27 protein-coding genes and 1 tRNA gene are annotated in these 21,770 nt (G+C 53.7%); 9 read left to right on the top strand and 19 right to left on the bottom strand.

The features are described from left to right. Positions 1-14: 14 nt before the first annotated feature. The 7 genes from KJ869_03960 to era all read left to right on the top strand — a co-directional run bounded on the left by KJ869_03960 (position 15) and on the right by era (position 5,956). Positions 15-575 (top strand): hypothetical protein, encoded by a 561-nt coding sequence (locus tag KJ869_03960; protein MBU1576344.1) that lies wholly within the window; start codon positions 15-17, stop codon positions 573-575. Positions 576-740: 165 nt separating this feature from the next. Then, a complete protein-coding gene (locus KJ869_03955; protein ID MBU1576343.1) occupies positions 741-1,532 on the top strand; it encodes a patatin-like phospholipase family protein in 792 nt (263 codons plus the stop codon). A gap of 7 nt (positions 1,533-1,539) precedes the next feature. Beyond that, positions 1,540-2,343 (top strand): patatin-like phospholipase family protein, encoded by an 804-nt coding sequence (locus KJ869_03950; protein ID MBU1576342.1) that lies wholly within the window; start codon positions 1,540-1,542, stop codon positions 2,341-2,343. A gap of 8 nt (positions 2,344-2,351) precedes the next feature. Beyond that, positions 2,352-3,473 (top strand): DNA recombination protein RmuC, encoded by a 1,122-nt coding sequence (locus KJ869_03945; GenBank protein MBU1576341.1) that lies wholly within the window; start codon positions 2,352-2,354, stop codon positions 3,471-3,473. A gap of 3 nt (positions 3,474-3,476) precedes the next feature. After that, positions 3,477-4,178: a hypothetical protein gene (locus KJ869_03940; GenBank protein MBU1576340.1), complete on the top strand. Its 702-nt coding sequence runs from the start codon at positions 3,477-3,479 to the stop codon at positions 4,176-4,178. 319 nt (positions 4,179-4,497) lie between these two features. Further along, a complete protein-coding gene (locus KJ869_03935) occupies positions 4,498-5,007 on the top strand; it encodes a DUF4833 domain-containing protein (protein ID MBU1576339.1) in 510 nt (169 codons plus the stop codon). Positions 5,008-5,086: 79 nt separating this feature from the next. Next, positions 5,087-5,956 (top strand): GTPase Era, encoded by an 870-nt coding sequence (era, locus tag KJ869_03930; protein MBU1576338.1) that lies wholly within the window; start codon positions 5,087-5,089, stop codon positions 5,954-5,956. A gap of 22 nt (positions 5,957-5,978) precedes the next feature. Here era and mltG read toward each other — a convergent pair whose 3' ends face one another. The 19 genes from mltG to KJ869_03835 form a co-directional block, all read right to left on the bottom strand. Further along, the gene (gene mltG / locus KJ869_03925) at positions 5,979-6,986 is read right to left on the bottom strand and encodes an endolytic transglycosylase MltG (protein ID MBU1576337.1); all 1,008 of its coding nucleotides are present in this window, start codon (positions 6,984-6,986) and stop codon (positions 5,979-5,981) included. After that, positions 6,964-7,401, bottom strand: coding sequence for a Holliday junction resolvase RuvX (gene ruvX, locus KJ869_03920; protein MBU1576336.1), 438 nt, complete (start codon positions 7,399-7,401; stop codon positions 6,964-6,966). Before ruvX ends, mltG begins: the two co-directional genes overlap by 23 nt. Then, on the bottom strand, positions 7,398-7,895 hold the full coding sequence (locus KJ869_03915; GenBank protein ID MBU1576335.1) for an NUDIX hydrolase: 498 nt from the start codon (positions 7,893-7,895) through the stop codon (positions 7,398-7,400). The genes ruvX and KJ869_03915 overlap by 4 nt, the downstream gene beginning before the upstream one ends. A gap of 73 nt (positions 7,896-7,968) precedes the next feature. Continuing rightward, on the bottom strand, positions 7,969-8,160 hold the full coding sequence (gene rpmB, locus KJ869_03910; GenBank protein ID MBU1576334.1) for a 50S ribosomal protein L28: 192 nt from the start codon (positions 8,158-8,160) through the stop codon (positions 7,969-7,971). A 23-nt stretch (positions 8,161-8,183) separates the two neighbouring features. Further along, entirely contained in the window at positions 8,184-8,531 is a 348-nt protein-coding gene (locus tag KJ869_03905; GenBank protein ID MBU1576333.1) for a hypothetical protein, read from the bottom strand. A gap of 13 nt (positions 8,532-8,544) precedes the next feature. Next, positions 8,545-9,018: a PTS sugar transporter subunit IIA gene (locus KJ869_03900; GenBank protein MBU1576332.1), complete on the bottom strand. Its 474-nt coding sequence runs from the start codon at positions 9,016-9,018 to the stop codon at positions 8,545-8,547. Then, complete coding sequence (rplI, locus tag KJ869_03895; protein ID MBU1576331.1) at positions 9,000-9,443, bottom strand: 50S ribosomal protein L9; 444 nt, start codon at positions 9,441-9,443, stop codon at positions 9,000-9,002. The genes KJ869_03900 and rplI overlap by 19 nt, the downstream gene beginning before the upstream one ends. Positions 9,444-9,467: 24 nt before the next feature. Further along, complete coding sequence (rpsR, locus tag KJ869_03890) at positions 9,468-9,734, bottom strand: 30S ribosomal protein S18 (GenBank protein ID MBU1576330.1); 267 nt, start codon at positions 9,732-9,734, stop codon at positions 9,468-9,470. A gap of 63 nt (positions 9,735-9,797) precedes the next feature. Continuing rightward, positions 9,798-10,178: a single-stranded DNA-binding protein gene (gene ssb, locus KJ869_03885; protein MBU1576329.1), complete on the bottom strand. Its 381-nt coding sequence runs from the start codon at positions 10,176-10,178 to the stop codon at positions 9,798-9,800. 17 nt (positions 10,179-10,195) lie between these two features. Further along, positions 10,196-10,651: a single-stranded DNA-binding protein gene (gene ssb, locus KJ869_03880; GenBank protein ID MBU1576328.1), complete on the bottom strand. Its 456-nt coding sequence runs from the start codon at positions 10,649-10,651 to the stop codon at positions 10,196-10,198. 12 nt (positions 10,652-10,663) lie between these two features. Further along, a complete protein-coding gene (rpsF, locus tag KJ869_03875) occupies positions 10,664-11,020 on the bottom strand; it encodes a 30S ribosomal protein S6 (GenBank protein ID MBU1576327.1) in 357 nt (118 codons plus the stop codon). Positions 11,021-11,031: 11 nt separating this feature from the next. Next, positions 11,032-11,619, bottom strand: coding sequence for an aminoacyl-tRNA hydrolase (pth, locus tag KJ869_03870; protein MBU1576326.1), 588 nt, complete (start codon positions 11,617-11,619; stop codon positions 11,032-11,034). 16 nt (positions 11,620-11,635) lie between these two features. Further along, positions 11,636-12,295 (bottom strand): 50S ribosomal protein L25, encoded by a 660-nt coding sequence (locus KJ869_03865; protein ID MBU1576325.1) that lies wholly within the window; start codon positions 12,293-12,295, stop codon positions 11,636-11,638. 59 nt (positions 12,296-12,354) lie between these two features. Then, positions 12,355-13,293, bottom strand: a complete 939-nt coding sequence (locus KJ869_03860; GenBank protein ID MBU1576324.1) for a ribose-phosphate pyrophosphokinase — start codon at positions 13,291-13,293, stop codon at positions 12,355-12,357. Between the two features lie 30 nt (positions 13,294-13,323). Further along, a tRNA-Gln gene (locus KJ869_03855) sits at positions 13,324-13,398 on the bottom strand. 6 nt (positions 13,399-13,404) lie between these two features. Further along, positions 13,405-13,647 (bottom strand): GIY-YIG nuclease family protein, encoded by a 243-nt coding sequence (locus tag KJ869_03850; GenBank protein ID MBU1576323.1) that lies wholly within the window; start codon positions 13,645-13,647, stop codon positions 13,405-13,407. A gap of 469 nt (positions 13,648-14,116) precedes the next feature. Further along, positions 14,117-14,437 carry a SpoVG family protein gene (locus KJ869_03845; protein ID MBU1576322.1) on the bottom strand — a complete coding sequence of 107 codons (321 nt, stop codon included), beginning with the start codon at positions 14,435-14,437 and terminating at the stop codon, positions 14,117-14,119. 71 nt (positions 14,438-14,508) lie between these two features. Then, a complete protein-coding gene (ispE, locus tag KJ869_03840) occupies positions 14,509-15,408 on the bottom strand; it encodes a 4-(cytidine 5'-diphospho)-2-C-methyl-D-erythritol kinase (GenBank protein MBU1576321.1) in 900 nt (299 codons plus the stop codon). Positions 15,409-15,774: 366 nt separating this feature from the next. Beyond that, the gene (locus KJ869_03835) at positions 15,775-16,029 is read right to left on the bottom strand and encodes a hypothetical protein (protein MBU1576320.1); all 255 of its coding nucleotides are present in this window, start codon (positions 16,027-16,029) and stop codon (positions 15,775-15,777) included. A 60-nt stretch (positions 16,030-16,089) separates the two neighbouring features. Between KJ869_03835 and purD the strand changes: the two genes are divergently transcribed. Both purD and KJ869_03825 read left to right on the top strand, forming a co-directional pair. Next, the gene (gene purD, locus KJ869_03830) at positions 16,090-17,358 is read left to right on the top strand and encodes a phosphoribosylamine--glycine ligase (GenBank protein ID MBU1576319.1); all 1,269 of its coding nucleotides are present in this window, start codon (positions 16,090-16,092) and stop codon (positions 17,356-17,358) included. After that, positions 17,355-21,770 (top strand): PAS domain S-box protein, encoded by a 4,416-nt coding sequence (locus KJ869_03825; GenBank protein MBU1576318.1) that lies wholly within the window; start codon positions 17,355-17,357, stop codon positions 21,768-21,770. The genes purD and KJ869_03825 overlap by 4 nt, the downstream gene beginning before the upstream one ends.

Raw genomic sequence — 21,770 nt, 5'->3', positions numbered from 1 at the left:
ACAGTAATGGATAGATGATGAAAGTTGTATTCCCAAAACCGTATAGAACATCTATTGAGAAAATCTTAAGGTTTAAAAAAGATTTCCTGGAATATAGGGTATTGGCAAAGAAAAATAGGTTATCCAATGAAGAAGTTCTGGAATTAAAAAAACTACGAGAAAAACTAAACATATCGCTCACAGAAATAGCAAGACTTGTATTGCAAAGTGGTGTAGGTATTCGCTTCCACAGTGATTCGAATTCAATCGATATCTTTACCAATATATTCAATCTTGATCGTTTAAATATACCAAGTTCAGGTGTTATTGATTTGCTTGATCGTTCTATCGGTTGCTATTATGTTCTAAGAAGAAATGTTTATAGGAGATTGATCAATCCTTTTTATTGGATTGGTGAAGTTATAAGGTTTCCATTCCGAATTCTATCATTTGCCGGATTTGATTCTGTAAGGGCTGAAGTATCATTGATCGGCAAACTTTATAAGTTTACAATGGGTCTTATGACTTTTATTTTGACAGCAATTCAGTTATTGCGTCTTTTAGGGATTGATATTGGAAATCATATTTTGAAATAAATATTTGTTAAAAATAAACTGATTTATTCATAACCATCAATACACAAAGCGAAAGATTACAAATTACAAAAGGACTTGCCAGCAGGGCAGCCGTTTATTCGCAATGGTGCAATACGCTGGCCATCAAGGCCAGAGTAAGTTATTATAAATACTAAGGTAAATTAAATGTCTGAAAAACCAAAGATCGGCCTGGCCCTCTCCGGCGGAGTGGGCTACTGCATGACCCACATAGGTGTATTGCAGGCTCTGGAGAACGCCGGCATCCGGCCGGATATCATCGCCGGGACCTCGGGCGGGGCCCTGATCGGCGCCCTGTACGCCTCGGGCATCCGGCTGGACCGGATAGAGGAGATCGCCAAATCCATCAAGTGGAACAAGCTGATGGGGCCGCATTTCCTTTTCCAGGGTCTGGGCTCATCCAAACCGATCGAAGACCTGATGGATGACCTGCTGGGCAGGGGCCGTCGCTTCGCCGACCTCAACATCAAGCTGCTGGTCTCGGCGGTGGACCTGATCAGCGAGCAGAAGATCATCTTCCCCGAGAACGAATCCCAGACCATCTCCATGCCGGTCCGGGCCTCCTGCAGCCTGCCGCTGGTATTTTCCCCGGTCAGGGATGGAGAACGGCTGCTGGTTGACGGCGGGATGCTGGTGCCCCTGCCGGTGCGGGAGCTTAAGGAGCATGGCGCCGGGTTTGTGATCGCGGCCGATTTCAAAGTGGCCCGCGACGAGCCCAAGAATATGTTCGACGTGGCCCTGCGCACCCTGCGGATCGCCAACCAGGAAAGGGTCGAGGCCTCGGCCAGGGCCGCCGACATCATGGTGGAAAGCCATATCGGCGGGGGAAGCCGGTGGGACCTGGCTGCTGCGGTGGACCTGATCAAGGTGGGGCGGATGGAAACAGAGGATATGCTGGCCAAGAACGGCGAAAAGATCAAAACCATCAAGGATGTCTGATAATTATATGAATGACAAACCGAAGATCGGCCTGGCTTTGGCCGGAGGGGTGGGCTACTGCCTGGCCCATATCGGCGTGCTGAAGGCCCTGGAGGAGGAGAACGTCAAAGTCGACGTGTTGTCCGGGACCTCGGGCGGAGCCCTGATCGGGGCCCTGTATGCCTCGGGGATAGGCGCCGACCGGCTGGAGGAGATCGCCAAAACCATCTCTTGGAGCCAGCTGATGAGCCCCACCATGATATTCCGCAACAAGGGGCTGGTCTCCTCGGAGCCGATAGAGAATTTAGTGGAGGAGCTGATCGGCAAGAACCGTCGCTTCAGCGAGCTGAAGCTTCCCCTCTCGGTGGCCACCGTGGACCTGATCTCGGGGGACGAGATAATGTTCCCCAACAGCCCCGACGATCTTATAGCTCCGGCGGTACGGGCCTCCTGCTCGGTGCCGGTGGTGTTCGCCCCGGTGAAGATAGGCAAATGGCTGCTGTCGGACGGCGGGATCAAGGACCCCCTGCCGGTCAAGCCGCTGAAAAAATACCATCCCCAGTTGATGATCGGGGTGGCCTTTGTTACCGGGAAGTACGAGCCCACCAATCTTTTCGAGATCGGGGTCCGCTCCATGATGCTGGCCAACGACAAGATCCTGGAGGTCTACGAGCAGGAGCTGGATGTGCTGATAAAATGCCAGACCGGCGAGATATCCAGCTGGGACCTTAAAACCGCCGTCCAGCTGATCGACGTGGGCTACGAAGCCGCCCGGCAGAACATCGACAAGCTGAAAGGGTGCTGCGATAACAAAAAAATCAATTTGGGATAGGGCGTAAGATGACCGTGCTGTATGTTCTGTTGACGGCTGTGATAGTGATATTCGGGCTGGGGATGCTCCTGATGCAGAGAAGGACCGACCGGGCCCTGCGGGAGCTCAAGGATTCCGCCAGGAACGACCAGTCCCTCAATCTGATGAGCCAGTGGCTGCAGGACACCAAATCCTCCCTGGACGGCCGCATGCAGGAGACCAGGCAGACCCTGGATTCCCGGCTGGCCGAGGTGGACCGCAAGATCGGCAACTCCATGGAATCGGTCAGCCAGCGGCTGGAGGGCAACACCAAAACGGTGGGCGACCGCTTGGACAGCGCCGCCCGGGTGATCGGCGAGGTCCAGAAACAGCTGGGAATACTCTCCAAAGCCACCGACGCCATGCAGGAGATGGGAAAGGATATCTCTTCATTGCAGGATATCCTCCGGTCGCCCAAGCTGCGGGGCGGGATGGGCGAATATTTCCTGGGCGATCTGCTGGCCCAGATCCTGCCGCCGCACCATTTCGAATTGCAATATACCTTCCGCTCCGGCGAGAAGGTGGACGCCGTGGTAAAGCTGTCCGACAAGCTGGTGCCGGTGGACGCCAAGTTCCCGCTGGAGAATTTTCAGAAAATGCTGGCGGCCCAAAGCGACGATGACCGCAAGACCTGGCGCCGGAAATTCGTCTCCGACGTCAAGAAGCACGCCGATGCCATAGCCTCCAAGTATATCCTGCCGGATGAGGGTACCTTCGACTTTGCCCTTATGTATATCCCGGCCGAGAACGTCTACTACGAGACCATCATCAAGGACGAGAATTTCGGCGAGGAAAAGTCCATCTCCACCTACGCCATAGAACAAAAAGTTATCCCGGTCTCGCCCAACTCGCTCTACGCCTACCTGCAGGCCATCATTCTGGGCCTACGAGGCATGAAGGTGGAGGAGAGGGCCCAGGAGATAATAGAATCATTATCCCGCCTGGCCGGGGACCTTAGCAAATTCCGGGGGGAGTTCGACGTGGTGGGCACCCATATCGGAAACGCCTGGAAGAAATACGAGGAGGCCGAAAAACGGCTGGTCCGCTTCGAGGACCGGCTGGAGAGCGTGGAGGGTAAACATCTGGAGCAAACCAAGGAGATAACGGAGTAAACTATGCAAATCGATGCCAGATTGATACAAGACCTTTTCCCGGTGGGGGTCTTCACTGTTATATTTGCAGTGGCCCTGATTGCCAGCTACTACAGCCTCAAGAAACAGAAAAAGTTGATGAGGGAGGTGGCACTGAAACTGGGGCTTGAGTTCAGCGAAACAGACCCCTTCTCGTTCCTGTCCCGGGATAAACGGTCCCGTCCCGCCTACCGCCGGCCCAGCGATGCCGGGTTCGATATCCAGGGTTTCGTAAAAAAAATAGCGGCGGTATTCTCGCCCTGGCGGGTGACCGGGAAATATCACGGCTATCAGGTCATCATCCGGATCGAGAAGAAGGATAAGCAAAGTTTCACCGTGGTTCAGTTGCTGTTCAACCAGTCCCTGGGTATGGGTTTGAACATCGCAGAGGGCAATTTTCTTTCCAAGATCGGCAAGAACATATTGGGCAAGAAACCGATCAGCACCGGCAACCTTGATCTCGACGGCAAGGTCTACATCTCCGGTCAGGACGAGATGAAGATCAAGTATCTGGTGAAACGCTCCGAATTACAGCAGATATTGCTGTCGCTATACAACAAATACCCCGGCACACGGATCGACGATCAGGGCCTGACCTACCGGCAGAACAAGGTCCTGACCGATCTGGCCGGTTATCAGGCGCTGTTGACCAGCCTGATCGGCGCCGCCAAAGCATTTACTCAATAACCGAATTTAAACCTGATATTTCGCGAGTTATTAAGGAGAGCAGTTAATAGTGGTCTTTTTTTACCACAAAGGCGCAAAGACCGCTAAGAAAATTGTACCATGTGTCCTTGATATCATTTAGTTTTGTGCTGAATTTCCCTGACAAAAGACCCTTCGCGACCTTAGCGTCTTAGCGGTGATTGAATTTCCAATGACTACAATTAATCGCTCGGATTAATAATTTTCTGCCGTATGCGGCAGTCACCGTCTCCCGGTTGGGCGCCTATAGTCGAAGAAATAAGAATCCAAAACAGCCTGTAAATAAAAAACTAGGAGGCCTATGAAGAAAACAATAATCACAGCCCTGGCGCTGTCCTTCCTGGGAGGCCTGGCTCTGGCCCAGAGCACCCAGCCGCTGTTCCATATCGAGCGGACCAAGAACGCCAATAAACTTTATTACGAAGCCCGGATAGGGGCCGACGGAAAAATAGACGCCGAAGATCCCATCAAGGTCTATTGGATCATGTGGGCCAAGGATTCCACCGGGAAGACCACCGAGGGCATGAATTTCATCGAGCGGGTCAAGGTTTACGGATATAACATCAAGGCCGACAGCACCGGGAAGATATTCAAAATGACGCTTAAGCCCTTTAAGGAGCGACTGATAAGAGTTTATCTCAAGGATAATGTGGCCAAGGCCGAGATGACCATCAACTACCGGCCGGCCTATTTCGAGAAGATGTTCATCTATGCCAAGGGGGATTCCAAGCCTGATTCCATTAGGCTGTCCGGTTATGATGTGGATAGCGGTAAAGAGATATTCGAAATGTTCCTGCCGAATAAAAAATGAATAATTTTGATATGAATTTGACTGTCGTGAAAATAAATCCATTCTTGATACGAGCCCACAGAGATTATCGGAGATGCCCATGAAGACAGGCTATGTGGCCATTGCCGGAAGGCCCAATGTGGGCAAATCCACTCTGCTCAATAAATTCATGGGGGTAAAGCTCTCGGCCGTCAGCCGCCGGCCCCAGACCACCCGCCAGCGGGTGCTGGGGATAGACAACGGTCCGGAGTATCAGATAATCTTCCTGGACACCCCGGGGCTGCTGGATCCCAGCTATGCCCTGCAGGTGAAGCTGCTTCGGATCGCCCACCGATCCATCGAGGAGGCGGACCTGCTGTTGTTCATGATCGATGCCAAGATAGGGATATTGGCTGAGGATGCGGCCTTCCTTGAAAAAAACAAGAAGGGCAAGGTGATCGGAGTTCTGAACAAGATCGACCTGATGGAAAAGGAAGGGGTGCTGAAAGCCATAGCGCAGTTCCACCGCCTGACGGCCATTGAAGACATATATCCCATAGCTGCCCTGAAGGGGTTCGGCATCGATGAACTGCGCCGGGGCGTTTTGGACAAACTGCCGGAGGGCCCGGCCCTCTACGACCAGGATTCCCTGACCGACCAGCCGGAGAAATTCTTCGTATCGGAGATAATACGGGAGAAGATATTCGAGCTGTGCGGGGCCGAGGTGCCCTATGCTACGGCGGTGGTCATCGACCAGTTCAAGGAGCAGCCCGGCCGCAAGGATGTGATCTCGGCCACCATCTGGGTGGAGAAGGAATCGCAGAAGCCGATATTGATAGGCCAGGGCGGCCACAAGATGAAGGCCATCGGCTCGTCCGCCCGGCGGGACATAGAGAAGTTTTTGGACCGGCCGGTGTTTCTGGAGCTGTTTGTCAAGGTCAAGAAAAAGTGGAGGTCGCGGGAGAGCGACCTTAGGGACCTGGGGCTGTGATAAGAAAAAGACCGCCGCTGAATCAGCGGCGGTCTTTCAGTTCCTGGACCAGGCGTTTGGCCCGGTTATGCTCCTCCAGGGTCCTGGTGAAGATATGGCTGCCGTCCCCCTTGGAGACGAAGTAAAGAAAATTGGTCTGGGCCGGGTAGGCCGCGGCCTCCAGGGATCTTCGGCCCGGGTTGCAGATGGGGCCGGGCGGCAGCCCCTGGCGGCGGTAGGTGTTGTAGGGGGAGTCGATCTCCAGGTCGTCGTAGGTCAGCCTGCGATTCTTGTGCCGGGGCAGGGCATATTCAACGGTGGCGCAGGATTCCAGGGGACGCCTGGCCTTAAGGCGGTTGTAGAAGACCGAGGCCACCACCGGCCTCTCGGCATCCACCTGGGCCTCCCGCTCCACCAATGAGGCCATGATCACCATCTGTCGCAGGTCCCGCTTCTGCCTCTTGAGCTCATCCATCCATTCCGGCTTGATGTTGGCAAAAAAACTCTCCACCAGCCTCCGGGCGATCAGATCGGCAGATGACCCCCACTCGAAATCATAGGTCTCCGGGAAAAGGTAGCCCTCCAGCGAAGCGGCTTTTATTCCGTGGAAATTCATCAGGGCCGTGTCCCGGAAAGCCTTGATCAAAGCCTGGCTGTCGGCTCCGGCCTCATTGGCCAGAATGCCGGCGATCCGGGCCAGGGTCAGTCCTTCGGGTATGGTGACCTTATGATAAACCACCGCCCCGCTGTGGATCTTGTCCAATGCCTCCCAGGCCGAAAGGGGGTAGTCGAAGCGGTAGCGTCCGGCCTTCAGCCTGCGGTTCAACCCGCCGGCCAGGGCCAGATATTTGAACATGGCCGGATGCTCGATGACGCCGTCCCGGTGCAGCATATTGGCGATCTGCCCGGCCGAAGCCCCGCGCCGGACGGTGATTATCCTGGGCTGCCATTCCCGGTCGATGGACCTGGTGCCGAAGATTATGACCAGCAGATAAATAAAAAGGCCCAGCAAGGCCGCCAGGGCTATTTTAATCGCTATCTTTTTTAACATGAAGTTTTAGAAAATCACTTAATATTATAGAAGCGGATATGCTATCCAGCGCTTTTTTATTGTCTTTTAATTTTTGCCCGGCCAGATGGATCGATTGCTGGGCAATTTTACTGGTGAAACGTTCGTCGTACAGGTACACCGGCAGTTTGAATTCACCCTCCAGCCGGGATTTTACTTTATCCACGAAACAGGTCAGATGGGTGTCGCTGCCATCAAGCCTGGCCGGTCTTCCTACTACCAGAGCTGTAACATTGTTCTGAGTTATTATGGGAAACAGCTGCTTCATCAGATCGGGGATTCCCCTGATCTCCAGGGGAGGGAGGGGCTGGGCGCTGATCAGCAGTTCGTCGGTAAGGGCCAGACCCACCCGGCGCCGTCCCAGGTCCAAACTCAGTATCCGTCCCTTAAAACTCATTTCTGGCGGGCTAAAAAATCGCGGATGGCATAGCGGTGAGCCTTGAAAGCGATATCCCGGGGGAGGCTTTTGGGATTGAACAGCTCGATCTGGCTGGCATCGTCTCCGGCCACCATATTGCGGGTCACGGCCTGGCCCTGATAGACCACCAGGATGACGTGGCACCGGGGATCATCGACCCCGCTATATACGCCCACCAAGGGGCCGGTCTTTATCTTCAGGTTGGTCTCCTCCTTGGCCTCCCGGGCGGCGCATTCCTGGGCGCTCTCGCCGTATTCCATGAACCCGGAGGGCAGGGACCATAATCCGGCAAAAGGCTCGTATTTCCGTTTGACCAGAACCAGTTTTCCATCGATCATAATGATGGCGGCTGCCGCCGGGGTGGGGTTCTGATAATAGATGAAACCGCAGTCCAGACAGACCTGCCGTTTATGGGCGTCGATCTTTTTATGCTTAAGAGGCGATTTGCAGAGGGGACAGAATTTATATTTCATAAATGGGTATGTCGTTCTTAAAAGATGTGAAAGGGCTGCAAGTTATAACGCTTGCAGCCCCAGGGTGGTGGCGCTATTTGGCCTTTTGAACCTTGCCAGAACGAATGCAGCGGGTGCAGACGGAAATGCGCTTTACCTTGCCGTCGGTCAGGACCCGGACCTTTTGAAGATTGGGGTTCCAGCGGCGGGGTCCTACATTATGGGCGTGACTGATGGTATGGCCGAAGGCCACCCCTTTGCCGCAGATATTGCATATTTGAGACAATTTATGCTCCTTTCGTGATTATTTTATTCGGAAAGCCAGTAGAGAAAGCGGCCGCAATTGCCACAGGTGGTCAGCGACTGGTTTTTCCCCACCTTGGTGGCCTGAGCGGTCGGCATTCTGATATAACAGCCGCAGCACACCCCGTTGATCACCGGTACCACCGGGCGGCCGTATCTGATCTTGAGCTTCTGGTAACGGGAGAAAATATCCTTGTCCACCTGTTTGGCCACGTCGGACTGGGCTTTGGTCAGATGCTCCAGGCTGTCTATCTTGAAGCCCATGGCTTTCTCCTGGGCGGAATCCTCGGTGGTCTCCTTGATCATTAGTTCCAGGTCGTGCAGCGTAACCAACAATTCCATTTGGGGATGCATGATGACCTCGTCGTTAAATATTCTTTTCTAATTCTGTTATCCGGGAGATGAATTCCGCCGGCTGGTCCGCCGTGAACAGGGCATCGCCGGGTAACAGCTCCTTGGCCAGCTGGGCGATCCTGCCCAGGGTGATCAGGTACTGGTTCTGGGGGTCGTGGGGCGGAGCTATGATCAGGAAAAAAAGCTTGGTTGGCTTTTTATCGATGGCGTCGAAATCCACCCCGGCTTTTGACCGGCCGACGATCAGGGTCAGGGAATTAAGCAGCAGGGAGCGGCAGTGGGGGATGGCCACGGATTTTCCGATCCCGGTGGAGCCCAGCTCCTCGCGTTGCTTGAGGCTGACCAGCAGGATCTTCTGCTCTTTCTCCTCCAGCCCGGTCCGGCCCACCAGCTCTTTGAGGACGGAATCCCGCCCGGCGGCCTTGAGGTTCAGGTGAACCCGTTCCGCCTTAAGCAATGATGATATTTTTACTGACGCACTACCCATAATTTTATCGTGGCCTCCACTTCAGGATGGAGCTTGATCGGTATGTTGTAAACCCCCAGGGCCTTGATCGGCTCCTCCAGTATAATATTGTTTTTATCGATATCCACCCCCTGGTCGCCCAAAAGCTTCGCGATATCGGGGATGCTGACTGATCCGTAGAGTTTGTCGTCCTCGGCGGCCTGAACGGTGGCGGTGCAGGATACCTCGTTGAGCTTCTTGGCCAGTTCTTCGGCCTCCTGCTTCTTCTTGCTGAGGTGCAATTCCTCTTTCTTGATCTTGATCTGCAGCTGCTTCATGCTGTTCTCGTTGGCCGGAAGGGCCTTGCCTTGGGGGATCAGGTAATTCCTGGCATAGCCCGGTTTGACCTCCACGGCTTCGGTTTTTTTGCCCAGGGAGGGAATATCCTGGGTCAGTATGACCTTCATATTATTACTCCTAAAAATGCTTGATTAACGGTGATCGGAAATGAACGGGAGCAGCGCCAGGTGGCGGGCTCTTTTGATGGCTGTGGTCAGCATCCGCTGATGCTTGGCGCAGGTGCCGGAGACCCGGCGGGGGACTATCTTGCCCCGTTCGGTCATGAAGTGGCGGAGCTTTTTGTCGTCCTTATAGTTGACATGGGCGGCCTTATCCAAACAGAACTTGCAGTCCTTGCGGTGAAATACCCTGCGTTCTTTGGGATTGCGGGGGTTGTCTTTGGTTTCTCTTTTCAACATGATTTGAATGTCTTCCTTAAATATATGTTAGATTGAGTTTTTCTTAAGGTCGGCCGGACGCTGTCAATCGGCTTCGGGCGCGGAGTCCTGGCTGGTTTCGCTTTTTTCCAAAAAGCGGACGCTGTCGGCCCTGATCTCGATGACGGTTCTCTTCTGGCCGGTTTCGGTCTCCCAGGAACGGCTTTCCAGCCGGCCCTCCACCATCACCGGGCTGCCTTTATGCAGATACTTATTCACGTTTTCGGCTATGGCCTGCCAGGCCACCACGTTGATGAAGGTGGTGTCATCCTGCCAGCGCCCGGACTGGTCCTTATGCCTCCGGTTGACCGCCAGCGAGAAATTGCAGACCGCACTGCCGTTGGGAGTATATCTCAACTCCGGATCACGGGTCAGCCGGCCTGACAGCAGTACCCGGTTAAGGGTGGGAACGCGTAATTCACTCATATTCTTATCCTTTTAAATCAAAAGGGAAGATCGTCGTCGCTTTTGTCCGGAGAGACCTCAGGTCCGCTGGGCTGTCCCTCGGGACTGCCGCTGTCCGGGGAAGGGCCGGAGGTTCCGGCGGCCCGGGGCTCGCGATCCAGGAATTCTATCCGATCGGCCCTGATCTCCAAAGTGCTGCGCTTTTGGCCGTCCTCAGTCTCCCATGACCGGTTCTGCATCTTGCCCTCGACCAGCACCGCCCGGCCCTTGGCCAAAAACTGCTGGCATAGTTCGGCCAGTTTCTGCCAGGCTACTATGCCCACAAAGGTGGTGTCTTCCTTAAGTTCTCCGGAGGCGCTTTTGTATTTACGGTTGATGGCTATGCTGAAATTAGTGACCGGGGTCCCGTTGGAGGTTTGGCGGACCTCCGGATCCTTGGTCAGCCTTCCGATAAGAAAAACCCTGTTCAATTCGGCAAGTTTGAGATCAGGCATTTTACCTCCTAATTATTCGCTGTCTTTGGCAGGGGCTTTGGTTTCAACCGGGGCGGCTTCGACGGGCGCCGGGGTGCTGGTGGCAATATGCCCCTTGATTATCAGATGTCGTACAACATTCTCATTCAGACGGCATATCCGGTCCAGAGCCTTGGGGGCTCCGGCCGGGGCGTTGAACTGGATGCATAAGTAATTGCCATCGCGGTGCTTATTTAGGAGATAGGCCATCTTGCGGCGGCCCCATCGCTCCACGTTGACGGTCTCTCCGCCCTGTTCCTTGATGAGTTCGGAGACCTTCTGGATCTCGGTCTCCAGTCCGGCATCATCGGTGGCCGGATTTAGTATGATCACTGTTTCGTATGCGTTCAAGGTATTGCTCCCTAAATAGTTTTCTGATTTATAGAGTTCATGGCCGTTTCCAGGCCTAGGTTAATTATTTTTATTATCGAGTCGGCCGCTCTGGCGGTCATCTCTTTGGCCATAGGGTATTCCGGAGCGGTAAATTTGCCCAGCACGAAGTTGCTGGCATCGCAGGAAGAGGGCAGGGGACCCACTCCCAATCGCAGCCTGGCGAAATTTTCAGTCTTCAGGGAGTCGATGATGGATTTAAGGCCCTTCTGTCCCCCGTGTGACCCCGCTAACCTTAAACGCAGCTGCCCCAAAGGCAGATTGATGTCATCGCAGACCACCACCAGCCGATCGGTGCCGAAATTACGCTCCTTCATAACCTGTTTGAGCGCCTGCCCGCTTAAGTTCATATAGGTCAGGGGGCGCACTAAAAAGAACGGGGGGGTCCGGCCGATGCCATAGCTGAATTTGTTTTTATAACGCCAGGTGATGCCGTTCTGGCGGGCCAGATGATTAAGCACCGAAAATCCCAGGTTGTGCCGGGTACTGCCGTATTCCCGGCCCGGGTTTCCCAGGCCGGCTACGCACCAGGTGTTGCTGTCCGGATATCTGTTAGGCATTTATGAGGCCAGCAGGCTATTCTGCCGCTGCTTCCTCGTCCTTCTTGCCCTTGACGATCACCTCGGGCTCTTTGACCGCCTCGGCAATGGCTGGAGTCTCGGCCACGGCGGTTTCCACTATCGGGGGAAGGATTGTGGTGATGACCTTGGATGGATCGGAGACCACCTCGCCCTTCTCCAGCTTGATGTCGCTGACATGAAGGGACTGCCCGACCTTGAGGTGCTGGACGTCGAGGGTTATCTGATCGGGGATATCGGTGGGGAGGCAGAAGATCTCCACCATGTCCAGAATATGATCCAGTATTCCTCCGCCGTTTTTGACACCATCGGGGATTCCGGTCAGGGCGATGGGTATCTTTACCTTGATCTTCTCCTTGAGCTGGATCTCCTGCAGGTCCAAATGCAGCAGTACGTTGTGGATGGGCTCGGTTTGGGCCTCCTTGATGATGGCCTTGAGTTCTCTTTTTTCGTCGGCCAGCTGGAGATTGATGATGACATTCTCGCTGGAGGCATACTTGAACAGCGGCAGAAGGTCCTTGGCATCGAACATCAACGGAATGGCAGGCTTGCCATGGCCGTAGACCACGGCCGGTATCTTGCCGTTCTTTCTTAAGGCCTTGGCTTTCTGTTTTCCCTGCTCCTCTCTGCGGTGAGCAATTAATGTGACTTCATGCATGGTTGGTTTTCTTCCTAATATTAATGATTTGGCAGTTTATTAAGGTCGTTTTTCTTAGATCAGTTAAAAAGGCTGCTGACGGACTCTTCGTTGTGGATCCGCTTGATGGCATCGGCCAGGAGCTTGGATATGGAAAGCACCTTGATCTTGGGTATCCGTTTCTCCGGCGGCAGGGGGATAGTGTTGGTCAGAACCACCTCGGTGAGTGGGGCCTCGGCGATGGATTCTATGGCTTGGCCGGACAACACCCCGTGGGTGGCGGTGGCGTAGATGGATTTTGCTCCATTCTGCTTCAATATGCCGGCCACTTCGCAGATGGTGCGGGCGGTGTCCATGACATCGTCGACGATCAGGCAGTTCTTGTCGGCCACCTCTCCGATGATATTCAGCACCTCGATCTTGTTGGGCCCGGGCCGTCGTTTGTCAATGAAGGCCAGGGGAAGGTCACCCAACCGCTTGGCAAAGGCCCTGGCCCGGTTGACGCCGCCGGTATCGGGGGACACCACCACAAAATCCTGGACCCCCAACTGCTGGAAATGCTTGATCAGCACCGGCGAGGCATAGAGGTGGTCCACCGGGATATCGAAGAACCCCTGAATGGCCTCGGTGTGCAGGTCCATGGTCAGTATTCGGTGGGCGCCGGCTACGGTTATCAGGTTGGCCACCAGTTTGGCCGAGATCGGCACCCGGGGCATGTCCTTGCGTTCCTGCCGGGCATAACCAAAATAGGGGATGACTGCCGTGATCCGCTTGGCCGAGGCCCGGCGGGCGGCGTCCATCAGGATCAGCAGTTCCATCAGGTTGTCGGACGGCATGAAAGTGGGCTGGAGGATGAACACATCGGTGCCCCGAACGTTCTCGTTGATCTGGACCCGGATCTCACCGTCGGAGAACCTTCCGATGGTGCATTCGCCCAAGGCCTGGCCCAGCTCCCGGCCGATATCTATCGACAGATCGGGATTGGCGGTTCCGGAGAATACCTTCAACTCACCGTTCATTGTTAGATCCTTACCAAATATCTTTAATTATGGCTCAGGGGCAGGGACTCGAACCCTGGTTCTCAGCTCCAAAGGCTGGTGTCCTGCCAATTGGACGACCCCCGAATATTTTTATCCTATTACTTTATCTATGAACTCCCGGCCTTGGCCGGTCTTGAAATATCTTTCGCGTTTTCGGGCCTCCGAAAGATTGGGGAATTCTTCTTTGTAAATCAGGACCCAAGGCCTTCGGTTTCTGGTATAGGTGCATTTACCGCTGTTATGCTCTTTTATCCGTTGTTCAATATTGGCTGTAGAACCGATGTATCTGGTGCCTAAAGAGACACTTTTTAAAATATAAACAAAATATGGCATTTTTTAGGGACTCTCTGCCGGCAGACAAGCTTTGTAGCAGAGCGACGGCAGATCCGCCGCCGCTTTACTTGTATCATTCCAACCGGCGGAGAACCCAAGGTGTATCAGCTCCAAAGGCTGGTGTCCTGCCAATTGGACGACCCCCGAATATTTTTATATACAACAACGATACAGGGCTAAAATAGGAAATCAAAAAACGGGAAATAGTAGTAGCGTTTTCGTGGTTACTAATCCAAGCAACATTGATTACGGGGTTTTAATAAACTTCGTGTCTTCGTGGTTAATGGTGTCTGCTATTTGATGCCCTGCTTTAGCAAGTAGTGCCCCGGGCAATAAAAAAGCTGACAACAGGCTGCTTGTAATAGTCAAGCTATAAGTAAGCCGCATGGAGATGTTCCCTGCATAACAGCAAGGAACGCGACGACCTACTGTCAACCGTCGGTTTCCCGGTCCGGAAATTTATATCAATCTAAAGATTAGTGGGTTGGTCTACCGGAGCATCCTCCTTGATGACAGGCGGAGCCCCACCTTCCTTAAGGGTCTTGTGATATTCGTCGAGGATGGCCTTTTCCAACATCTGCCGGGTCTCGGCGTTGATGGGGTGGGCCACATCTTTGTAGGTTCCGTCGGCCATCTTGCGGCTGGGCATGGCGATGAAGGGCCCGTTGTTCCCCTGGATGATCTTGATGCCCCTAACTGCAAAGGCGTTGTCGAAAGTCACGTTGGCGAAAGCCAACAACTTGTCGTTGCCGCCCTGGCGCAGCGATACCCTGATCTCGGTGATCTGCATAGATGTTTTACCTTCCGTAGCCGATGTTAGTAGTTGAGTTATTGGGATTGGTTCGGTATAAATCTATCGAATTATTTTCCCGAGGATACGCTGTGTGCCAGGAAACTGCCGGGCCAGATTTTTGAAATTTTACTATAACCTTTTTCGGCCGAAGCGGCATCGGGGAACAGGCCAAAAACAGAAGAGCCGCTGCCAGACATCATGCTGCCCAAAGCTCCGGCTTTCAGCAGATCGGCTTTAACCCTGGAAATCCGCGGATGACGGGGGATGACCGCCGGTTCAAGATCGTTGATCAAATGCCTGGATATATCAACAGCGGCTTTGCCCAGCCCACAGGATTTCAAAAGTATTTTACTAAATTTATGCCCTTTTGTCAACCTGTTTTTTGTTTTTTTATGATTTTTATAAGCCCAGGCGGTGGATACCGGAAATCCCGGATATACTAAAACGAAATGGTATTCCCTGGGGCATCTTCGGGCCCTTACCTTTTCGCCCCTTCCGGTGACATGGGCGGTGCCTCCCTTTAAAAAGAAGGGGACGTCCGATCCCAGGGATGCGGCGGCTTTCTTCAGGTCGGCCGGGGACATCTCTTCCAGGTGCCACAGTTTTTTCAGCCCCAGCAGAACCGCGGCGGCATCCGACGACCCGCCACCCAGACCGGCCCCGATGGGGATGTTCTTCTTCAGGGTTATCGTTGCGCCGAATGTCTTTTTGGCGGGGTGTCTTTTCAGCGCCAGGTTCCTAAGTGTCAGGGCTGCCCGGTATGCCAGATTGGAGTCGTCCGTCGGCAGTTTGGGGTCATTGCATTTGAGTACTATCCGGCCATCCCGACGGGAGGACAAGGTTAATTCATCATGCAGTGATATGCAATGGAAGACAGAATCAATATCATGGTATCCGTCGGGGCGTTGGCCAAGGATCTTCAGGGTCAGGTTGAGTTTGGCGTAGGCTTTGATTTTCAGTTTGTCCATGGCTTGATTGTAGCATAACAGGCCGGGGAAACTCAATGGAAATATTAAATGCATGAATTTTCTTGACAATATTGGGGCCAAAATTAAAATTGCCAAACACGGGTTTCGGCCAGAATAGAGACCAACCGGGCGCAATGCGCCTGCCGGACAACACCAGCCAGTTACTTTCTTGTGACCAAGAAAGTAACAAAGAAGTCTTTACCGCCCAGTTACGCGGTAAGCCAAGCCTATGCTCCGGCATTCACTGAACCAGAACCGGCTATAGGCCAATAACACACTGAATGCTTTTTCGGAGCTGTAGCAATGCCGCTCCACTGATGGCTGGGAACCGAAAACCCGGCCCATTTTCGTCGGCAAAAAGTCGCATTAGCTCTGCTGCTGAAAAGAGGAGGCCGTTAAGAATTTGGCATTGTTCGAGCGAAGCGAGTTTGTCAAATTTAGACCGACGACTTTGGACCTGCCGGGCAGAGGTTTAGCGACGAGCTTTTTTCTTTCTGGTTCTTTTTCTTTTTGACGGGACAAAAAAGAAAAAGAAATATAGAGTAACCAGAACCTTCTGTAATTCAAAAGCCACCTTCGGGCAAGCATATCTAGGCGCAGGAGAACCTGCGCCTTTTTCATTGGTTTTTTGATGACTTTTTGTTTGACATTGTTATTTAATTCGTGATATCATAAAATGTTATGAAAATTTTAATCATAGGCTCCGGTGGGCGGGAGCATGCTTTAACGTGGAAGCTGGCACAAAGCCCCAAAATAGACAAATTATACTGTGCCCCGGGCAATCCCGGCATGGCCGAGATCGCCGAATGCGTGGATATTTCCGCCGACAAGCTGGAATCTTTAAGGGATTTTGCCCTGAATCAGCAGGTGGATATCACCATGATCGGCCCGGACGATTGCCTGGCCGCCGGTATAGTGGATGTTTTTCAGCAGGCAGGGCTTAAGGTCTTCGGGCCCTCCCAAAAAGCGGCCAGGATCGAATCCTCCAAAAGCTATGCCAAAAAACTGATGGCCAAGGCCGGCATTCCTACCGCGCAACACGCCGAGTTCGACGATCATCAAAAGGCCCTGGAATATCTGATTTCACAAAAATATCCTTTAGTGATAAAGGCCGACGGGCTGGCCCTGGGCAAGGGGGTGTTTATCTGCCATTCCCCTGATGAGGCCGTACAGGCGATCAAATCCATGATGGTGGACGGCAATTTAGGGCAAGCCGGCAGCAAGGTCATCATAGAAGAATTCCTGGAGGGACAGGAGATCTCCATTCATGCCTTCTGCGATGGGGGCACGGCCAAGTTGTTCCCATCCGCTCAGGACCACAAGGCCGCTTACGATGGCGACCAGGGGCCGAATACCGGCGGGATGGGGACCTATGCCCCGGTGTCGTGGGTGAATGATGAAATGATCGATGGGATAGAGCGGCAGATTGTGAATCCCATCCTCAAAGCCCTGGCCGAAGACGGCAACCCTTTCAGCGGCTGTTTGTATCCCGGCTTGATATACACCAAAGACGGTTTCAAGGTTTTGGAGTTCAACGCCCGGTTCGGCGATCCCGAGACCCAAAGCTACATGCGGTTGCTGGAGACGGATCTGCTGGAGATAATCGAAGCCTGCATTGGCGGGAGACTGTCCGAATTGGATATCAGATGGAGCGATGGTTCCGCCTGCTGTATCGTGGCCGCCTCGGGAGGATATCCCGGCAGTTGCCAAAAAGGCTTTGCCGTGAACGGCATAGATAAGGCACAGGAGAAATCCGGCATAGTGGTCTTTCAGGCCGGCACCAAAAAGGATAACGGGGATATCGTGACCTCCGGCGGCAGGGTGCTGGGCGTGACGGCCATCGGCAAGGATCTGAAAGAATCGCTTGAAAAAGGATATGATGCATTGGCAAAGATAAATTTTAACGGTATGCATTTTCGTAAAGATATCGGTCGAAAGGGCCTGCAATGATCAGAAAAAACAGCAAGGTGAAAAAGGTCAAACCGGCCAGCACCTCCAGGGCTGTGTCAAAAACGGCCAAGGCGGATGAAATCCTGCGTTGCCCCGAGATAGTGCTGGATAACATCTCGGACAGCATCATCCAGCTTGATCTGCAGAACAGGGTGATCTGGACGAACAAGGCAGCGGCTGTTACGTTGGGCAGGGAGCCAAAGGATATCGTTGGCAAGCTATGCTACAAGCTCTGGGGAAGAGCCTCCTCCGACTGCCAAGATTGCCCCACGGTGCTGGCTCGCAAATCCGGCGTCATCCAGACAAAGGAGATGGCCTCAAAGGACGGCCGGATATGGCAGGTAAGCAGCCATCCCGTAAAGGATGGTAAGGGCAAAGTGGTATCGGTGGTGGAGGTCAGTCGGGATATCACCGAAAGCAAAAGGGCTCTGGAGCAGGAGACCAAGCGGTTGCTGGACAAGGGAGCCATATCGGAGACCGCCCTGCAACTGGCCAAAACCTCGGATGAAGAACAGATATTCAAGCTGATCAGCCAGGGGATCCATAAACTGGCCGGGAATGCAGTTGCCACAGTCAGCTCGTTCGACAGCTCGGATTCAACCCTTACCCTCAGGGAGATCGCCGGCTCACCGGCCAGTTTGAAAAAGATAAGCGAGGTGCTGGGCAAAAATACCGGCCCGTTAAAACTCCAGAATATACCGCCCCGGGTGATCAAAAAATTCCGGATGGGCCGGCTGATAACCTTGGCGGGAGGTCTGACCGAGGTCTTTTTGGACAACCTACCGTCCAGAATGATAAATGCCCTGTCCTCGGGTTTGGGGATCCAGCAGGTCTACGGGATGGGCCTTTACTGCGGCCAGAACATCCTGGGGACCATCATCATCTGCCAACTGGACAAAAGGGCCGGGCTGAATCAGGATCTGATAGAGAATTTCATCAACCAGGCGGCCATGGCCCTCAGCCGGGTCAAGGCCGAAAAGGAGATCAAATACAGCCAGGACTATTTCAAAGCCATCATCGACAACACCTCAGAGATCATCACCATACTCGATTCGGACGGTATCATCAAATTCAAGAGCCTATCGGCCGCCCACGAGCTGGGCTACCAGCCCGAGCAGCTTATAGGCAGAAATGTTTTCGACTTCATTCATCCCGAAGATGTCCCCGGATTGATAGCGAAGTTCAATCAGGAATTGCTCAATACCGGGAAAAAAGTCAGGCTGGAACTGAGGTTTAAGCATAAAGACGGGACCTGGCAAACACTGGATGCCACCAGCATCAATCTTTTGGACAATCCTTCGGTAAACGGCCTGGTCATAAGCTCGCGCAACATCACCCAGAGAAAGAAAAACGAGCTGGCGCTTAAACAATCCGGGGCGGTTTTAAAGGAGAGCCAGCGCAAGCTGGAGACCCTGATGGGCAACCTGCCGGGGATGGTCTATCGCTGCCGGAACGATCGGGACTGGACCATGGAGATTACCAACGATGCTTGCCGTGATCTGACCGGATACGACCCCGCCGATATCATCGCCAATAAAACCGTTTCTTTTGCCCAGCTAATACACCCCGCCGACCGGGAGATGGTGTGGAGCGATATCCAGATCGCGGTGCAGAAAAAGAAAGCCTATCAGCTTATCTACCGGATCATTGCCCGGGACGGCACCGAAAAATGGGTCTGGGAACAGGGACTGGGGGTTTTTGATGAAAAGGGAATCCTGCAGGCTCTGGAGGGATTCATTACTGACATCAGTGAACGCAAGAGGGCCGAGGATGCCCTGCATACTTCGGAATACCAGTACCGCTCTACCATTGACTCTCTGGCGGACAGCATCCATGTGGTGGATGCCAAGCTGTCAATCATGCTGACCAACCGGGTGTTCAAGGAGTGGAATAAAAAGATGGGGCTGGCCAGCGAAGCGGTGGGCAGAAATATCTTCGATATATACCCCTATCTGCCGAAGGATGCCGTCAGTAAAGAATACCAAGCAGTATTCCAAACCGGCAAAGTGCTGGCCACCGTTGAGGAGAACAGCATCAACAATAGCCAGGTGGTGACAGAAACCAGGAAGATCCCCGTTTTTGAGAATGATAAAGTGATTCGGGTGACCACCGTGGTCCGTGATATTACCGCGCGTAAGCTGGCTGAGGCGAAGCTGAAAGAATCGGAGGCCAACTACCGGCAGATCTTCGACGGGGTGGCCGAGGGGATCTACCGCAGCACCCCGGAGGGAAAAGTGCTGCTGGTCAACCCGGCCCTGGCCCGGATGCTGGGCCATTCCTCGGTCGAAGAGGCCTTGAAACGCGACATCCAGCGGGAGGGATATTTAGACGCCAAGACGAGACGACAGTTCATTGATCTGATCGAAAAGAACGGATATGTCAAGGATCTGGTCAGCCAGTGGCGCCGCCAGGACGGGTCGGAGCTAACCTTAAAAGAGAACGCCCATGCCGTCAAGGATCCCTCCGGTAAGACCCTGTACTACGAGGGCACGGTGGAGGATATCACCGAGCAGATAAGAGCCGAAGAGGAGATCCTTTCCTCGGAGATGAAATATCGGATGCTGATGGACCAGGCCAACGACGCCATCTTCGTCGGGGATCCCGAGACGGGCAGATTGGTGGACGCCAACCTGAAAGCCCAGCAGTTGATAGGGCGCACCCTGGATGAGATTTTGAAAATGGATCAGTCCGCGCTGCATCCCGCCGACCAGAAAGAAAGATACCGGGATATCTTCCGGCAACATATCAAGGACGGAAAGGCTATCGAGCATGACCTTTTTGTGGTTCACAAGGACGGGCGGCTGATCCCGGTGGAGATCAGCGCCAACCTGGTGGAGATCCGGGGCCGAAAACTGCTGCAGGGGATATTTCACGACCTGTCCGAGAGGCAGGGCATGGAAAGCGCCCTCAAGGAATCGGAGGAAAAGTACCGCCAGATATTCGAGGGCATCTCCGAGGGCATCTACCGCAGCACCCCCGATGGCAAGCTTCTTTTTGCCAACCCCTCCCTCATCCGGATGCTGGGATACGAAAACCCGGAGGATGTCCAGGGGCTGGATATTAACCACAGCGTCTATCTTGACAAGAAAACCAGGGAGAGATTTATCAAGCAGATCGAGCAGACCGGCGAAGTAACCGGGTTTGAATCCGAGCTGGTGAGTAAAGACGGCACGGTTCTGGCGGTGAGCGAGAACGCCAGGCTGGTCAAGGACGAAAGCGGCAAGGCTCTTTATTACGAGGGGACCCTGGAGGATGTTACCGTCCGGAAGAGGGCCGAGCTGTCTTTGAAGAGCGAGAAGGATAAACTGGAGCATCTGTTCAAAGTCGGCCTGTCGGTGGCCCGGGCCCAAACCCTGCAGGAAAAGCTGGATCTGACCATGAAGGGCATAGCCGACTGCCGGTTGTTCCGTAAGGCGGTGATCGTGCTGGAGGACAACGGGTACCGCAGCCACATCGCCCAATACGGCCTGCAACCCGAAGAGGTGGAAAATATCGAAAAATCCCCGGTCAACGACGACCAACACAAGTCTAAGATATTCCTTGATAAATACCGCAGAAGCAATTCCTATTTTATTCCCCACGCTGATGCCGAGATCCATAAATATTTCGCCGCCCGGTTCGTAAGCCAGGACTATAAATCAAACGGGACCTGGCACCGGGAGGACGTTCTGATCGTTCCCCTGGCCATCAAGGGGACCAACGTGGGATACCTGTCGGTGGACGAGCCTTGGGACGGCAATATCCCCGCCATCGAGACGGTCCACCTGTTGGAGCTTTTTGCCAATCAGGCGGCCATCGCCATCGAGAATATCCGGCTGTATAACGACCTGGAACGAAGCTATTACGACACCCTGAAGGCTTTTGTGGCTGCCATGGATGCCAAGGACCCCTATACCAAGGGGCATTCGGAGAACGTCCGGCATTATGCCCTGAAGATTGCCAGGCATATCGGGTTGCCGGAGGACCGGCTCAGGCTGATCGATTACAGTTCGCTGCTTCACGATATAGGGAAGCTGGGGATCAGGGAGGACATTTTAGCCAAGCCGGATGTGCTGTCCACTGCCGAGTTCCAGGAGGTCAAACTGCATCCGGTCATCGGCAGCCGGCTGGTGCTGGAGATTGACGCCCTGAGCCAGACCGGGGACGTCATCTACTGCCATCACGAGTATTACGACGGTTCGGGGTACCCCCGGGGCATAAAAGGCGATGATATCCCACTGGAAGCCAGGATCATAGCCGTGGCCGACGCTTTTGAGGCCATGACCTCCGATCGGCCGTACCGTAAGGCCTTCAGCTTCCAGGTTGCTCTGCAGCGGCTGCAGGATGCCGCGGGCACCCAGTTCGACCATAAGATAGTAAACGCCTTTACCGAATTGTTCCGCCGGGAATCGGGCATCGGGGAGGGCCAATAA

It is taken from the genome of Candidatus Edwardsbacteria bacterium (genome assembly GCA_018821925.1).
In the GTDB taxonomy this organism is placed as follows: Bacteria; Edwardsbacteria; AC1; order AC1; family EtOH8; genus UBA2226.
Note: the sequence above shows the minus strand (reverse complement) of the source record. Positions and strands in the feature narration are given on the sequence as shown.

Bases quoted from the DNA above. Each gene is read 5' to 3' on its own strand.
- KJ869_03960 (MBU1576344.1), top strand. From the start codon at position 15: ATGATGAAAGTTGTATTCCCAAAACCGTATAGAACATCTATTGAGAAA.
- KJ869_03955 (MBU1576343.1), top strand. From the start codon at position 741: ATGTCTGAAAAACCAAAGATCGGCCTGGCCCTCTCCGGCGGAGTGGGC.
- KJ869_03950 (MBU1576342.1), top strand. From the start codon at position 1,540: ATGAATGACAAACCGAAGATCGGCCTGGCTTTGGCCGGAGGGGTGGGC.
- KJ869_03945 (MBU1576341.1), top strand. From the start codon at position 2,352: ATGACCGTGCTGTATGTTCTGTTGACGGCTGTGATAGTGATATTCGGG.
- KJ869_03940 (MBU1576340.1), top strand. From the start codon at position 3,477: ATGCAAATCGATGCCAGATTGATACAAGACCTTTTCCCGGTGGGGGTC.
- KJ869_03935 (MBU1576339.1), top strand. From the start codon at position 4,498: ATGAAGAAAACAATAATCACAGCCCTGGCGCTGTCCTTCCTGGGAGGC.
- era (MBU1576338.1), top strand. From the start codon at position 5,087: ATGAAGACAGGCTATGTGGCCATTGCCGGAAGGCCCAATGTGGGCAAA.
- mltG (MBU1576337.1), bottom strand. From the start codon at position 6,986: ATGTTAAAAAAGATAGCGATTAAAATAGCCCTGGCGGCCTTGCTGGGC.
- ruvX (MBU1576336.1), bottom strand. From the start codon at position 7,401: ATGAGTTTTAAGGGACGGATACTGAGTTTGGACCTGGGACGGCGCCGG.
- KJ869_03915 (MBU1576335.1), bottom strand. From the start codon at position 7,895: ATGAAATATAAATTCTGTCCCCTCTGCAAATCGCCTCTTAAGCATAAA.
- KJ869_03905 (MBU1576333.1), bottom strand. From the start codon at position 8,531: ATGCATCCCCAAATGGAATTGTTGGTTACGCTGCACGACCTGGAACTA.
- KJ869_03900 (MBU1576332.1), bottom strand. From the start codon at position 9,018: ATGGGTAGTGCGTCAGTAAAAATATCATCATTGCTTAAGGCGGAACGG.
- rplI (MBU1576331.1), bottom strand. From the start codon at position 9,443: ATGAAGGTCATACTGACCCAGGATATTCCCTCCCTGGGCAAAAAAACC.
- rpsR (MBU1576330.1), bottom strand. From the start codon at position 9,734: ATGTTGAAAAGAGAAACCAAAGACAACCCCCGCAATCCCAAAGAACGC.
- ssb (MBU1576329.1), bottom strand. From the start codon at position 10,178: ATGAGTGAATTACGCGTTCCCACCCTTAACCGGGTACTGCTGTCAGGC.
- ssb (MBU1576328.1), bottom strand. From the start codon at position 10,651: ATGCCTGATCTCAAACTTGCCGAATTGAACAGGGTTTTTCTTATCGGA.
- pth (MBU1576326.1), bottom strand. From the start codon at position 11,619: ATGCCTAACAGATATCCGGACAGCAACACCTGGTGCGTAGCCGGCCTG.
- KJ869_03865 (MBU1576325.1), bottom strand. From the start codon at position 12,295: ATGCATGAAGTCACATTAATTGCTCACCGCAGAGAGGAGCAGGGAAAA.
- KJ869_03860 (MBU1576324.1), bottom strand. From the start codon at position 13,293: ATGAACGGTGAGTTGAAGGTATTCTCCGGAACCGCCAATCCCGATCTG.
- KJ869_03850 (MBU1576323.1), bottom strand. From the start codon at position 13,647: ATGCCATATTTTGTTTATATTTTAAAAAGTGTCTCTTTAGGCACCAGA.
- KJ869_03845 (MBU1576322.1), bottom strand. From the start codon at position 14,437: ATGCAGATCACCGAGATCAGGGTATCGCTGCGCCAGGGCGGCAACGAC.
- ispE (MBU1576321.1), bottom strand. From the start codon at position 15,408: ATGGACAAACTGAAAATCAAAGCCTACGCCAAACTCAACCTGACCCTG.
- KJ869_03835 (MBU1576320.1), bottom strand. From the start codon at position 16,029: ATGAAAAAGGCGCAGGTTCTCCTGCGCCTAGATATGCTTGCCCGAAGG.
- purD (MBU1576319.1), top strand. From the start codon at position 16,090: ATGAAAATTTTAATCATAGGCTCCGGTGGGCGGGAGCATGCTTTAACG.
- KJ869_03825 (MBU1576318.1), top strand. From the start codon at position 17,355: ATGATCAGAAAAAACAGCAAGGTGAAAAAGGTCAAACCGGCCAGCACC.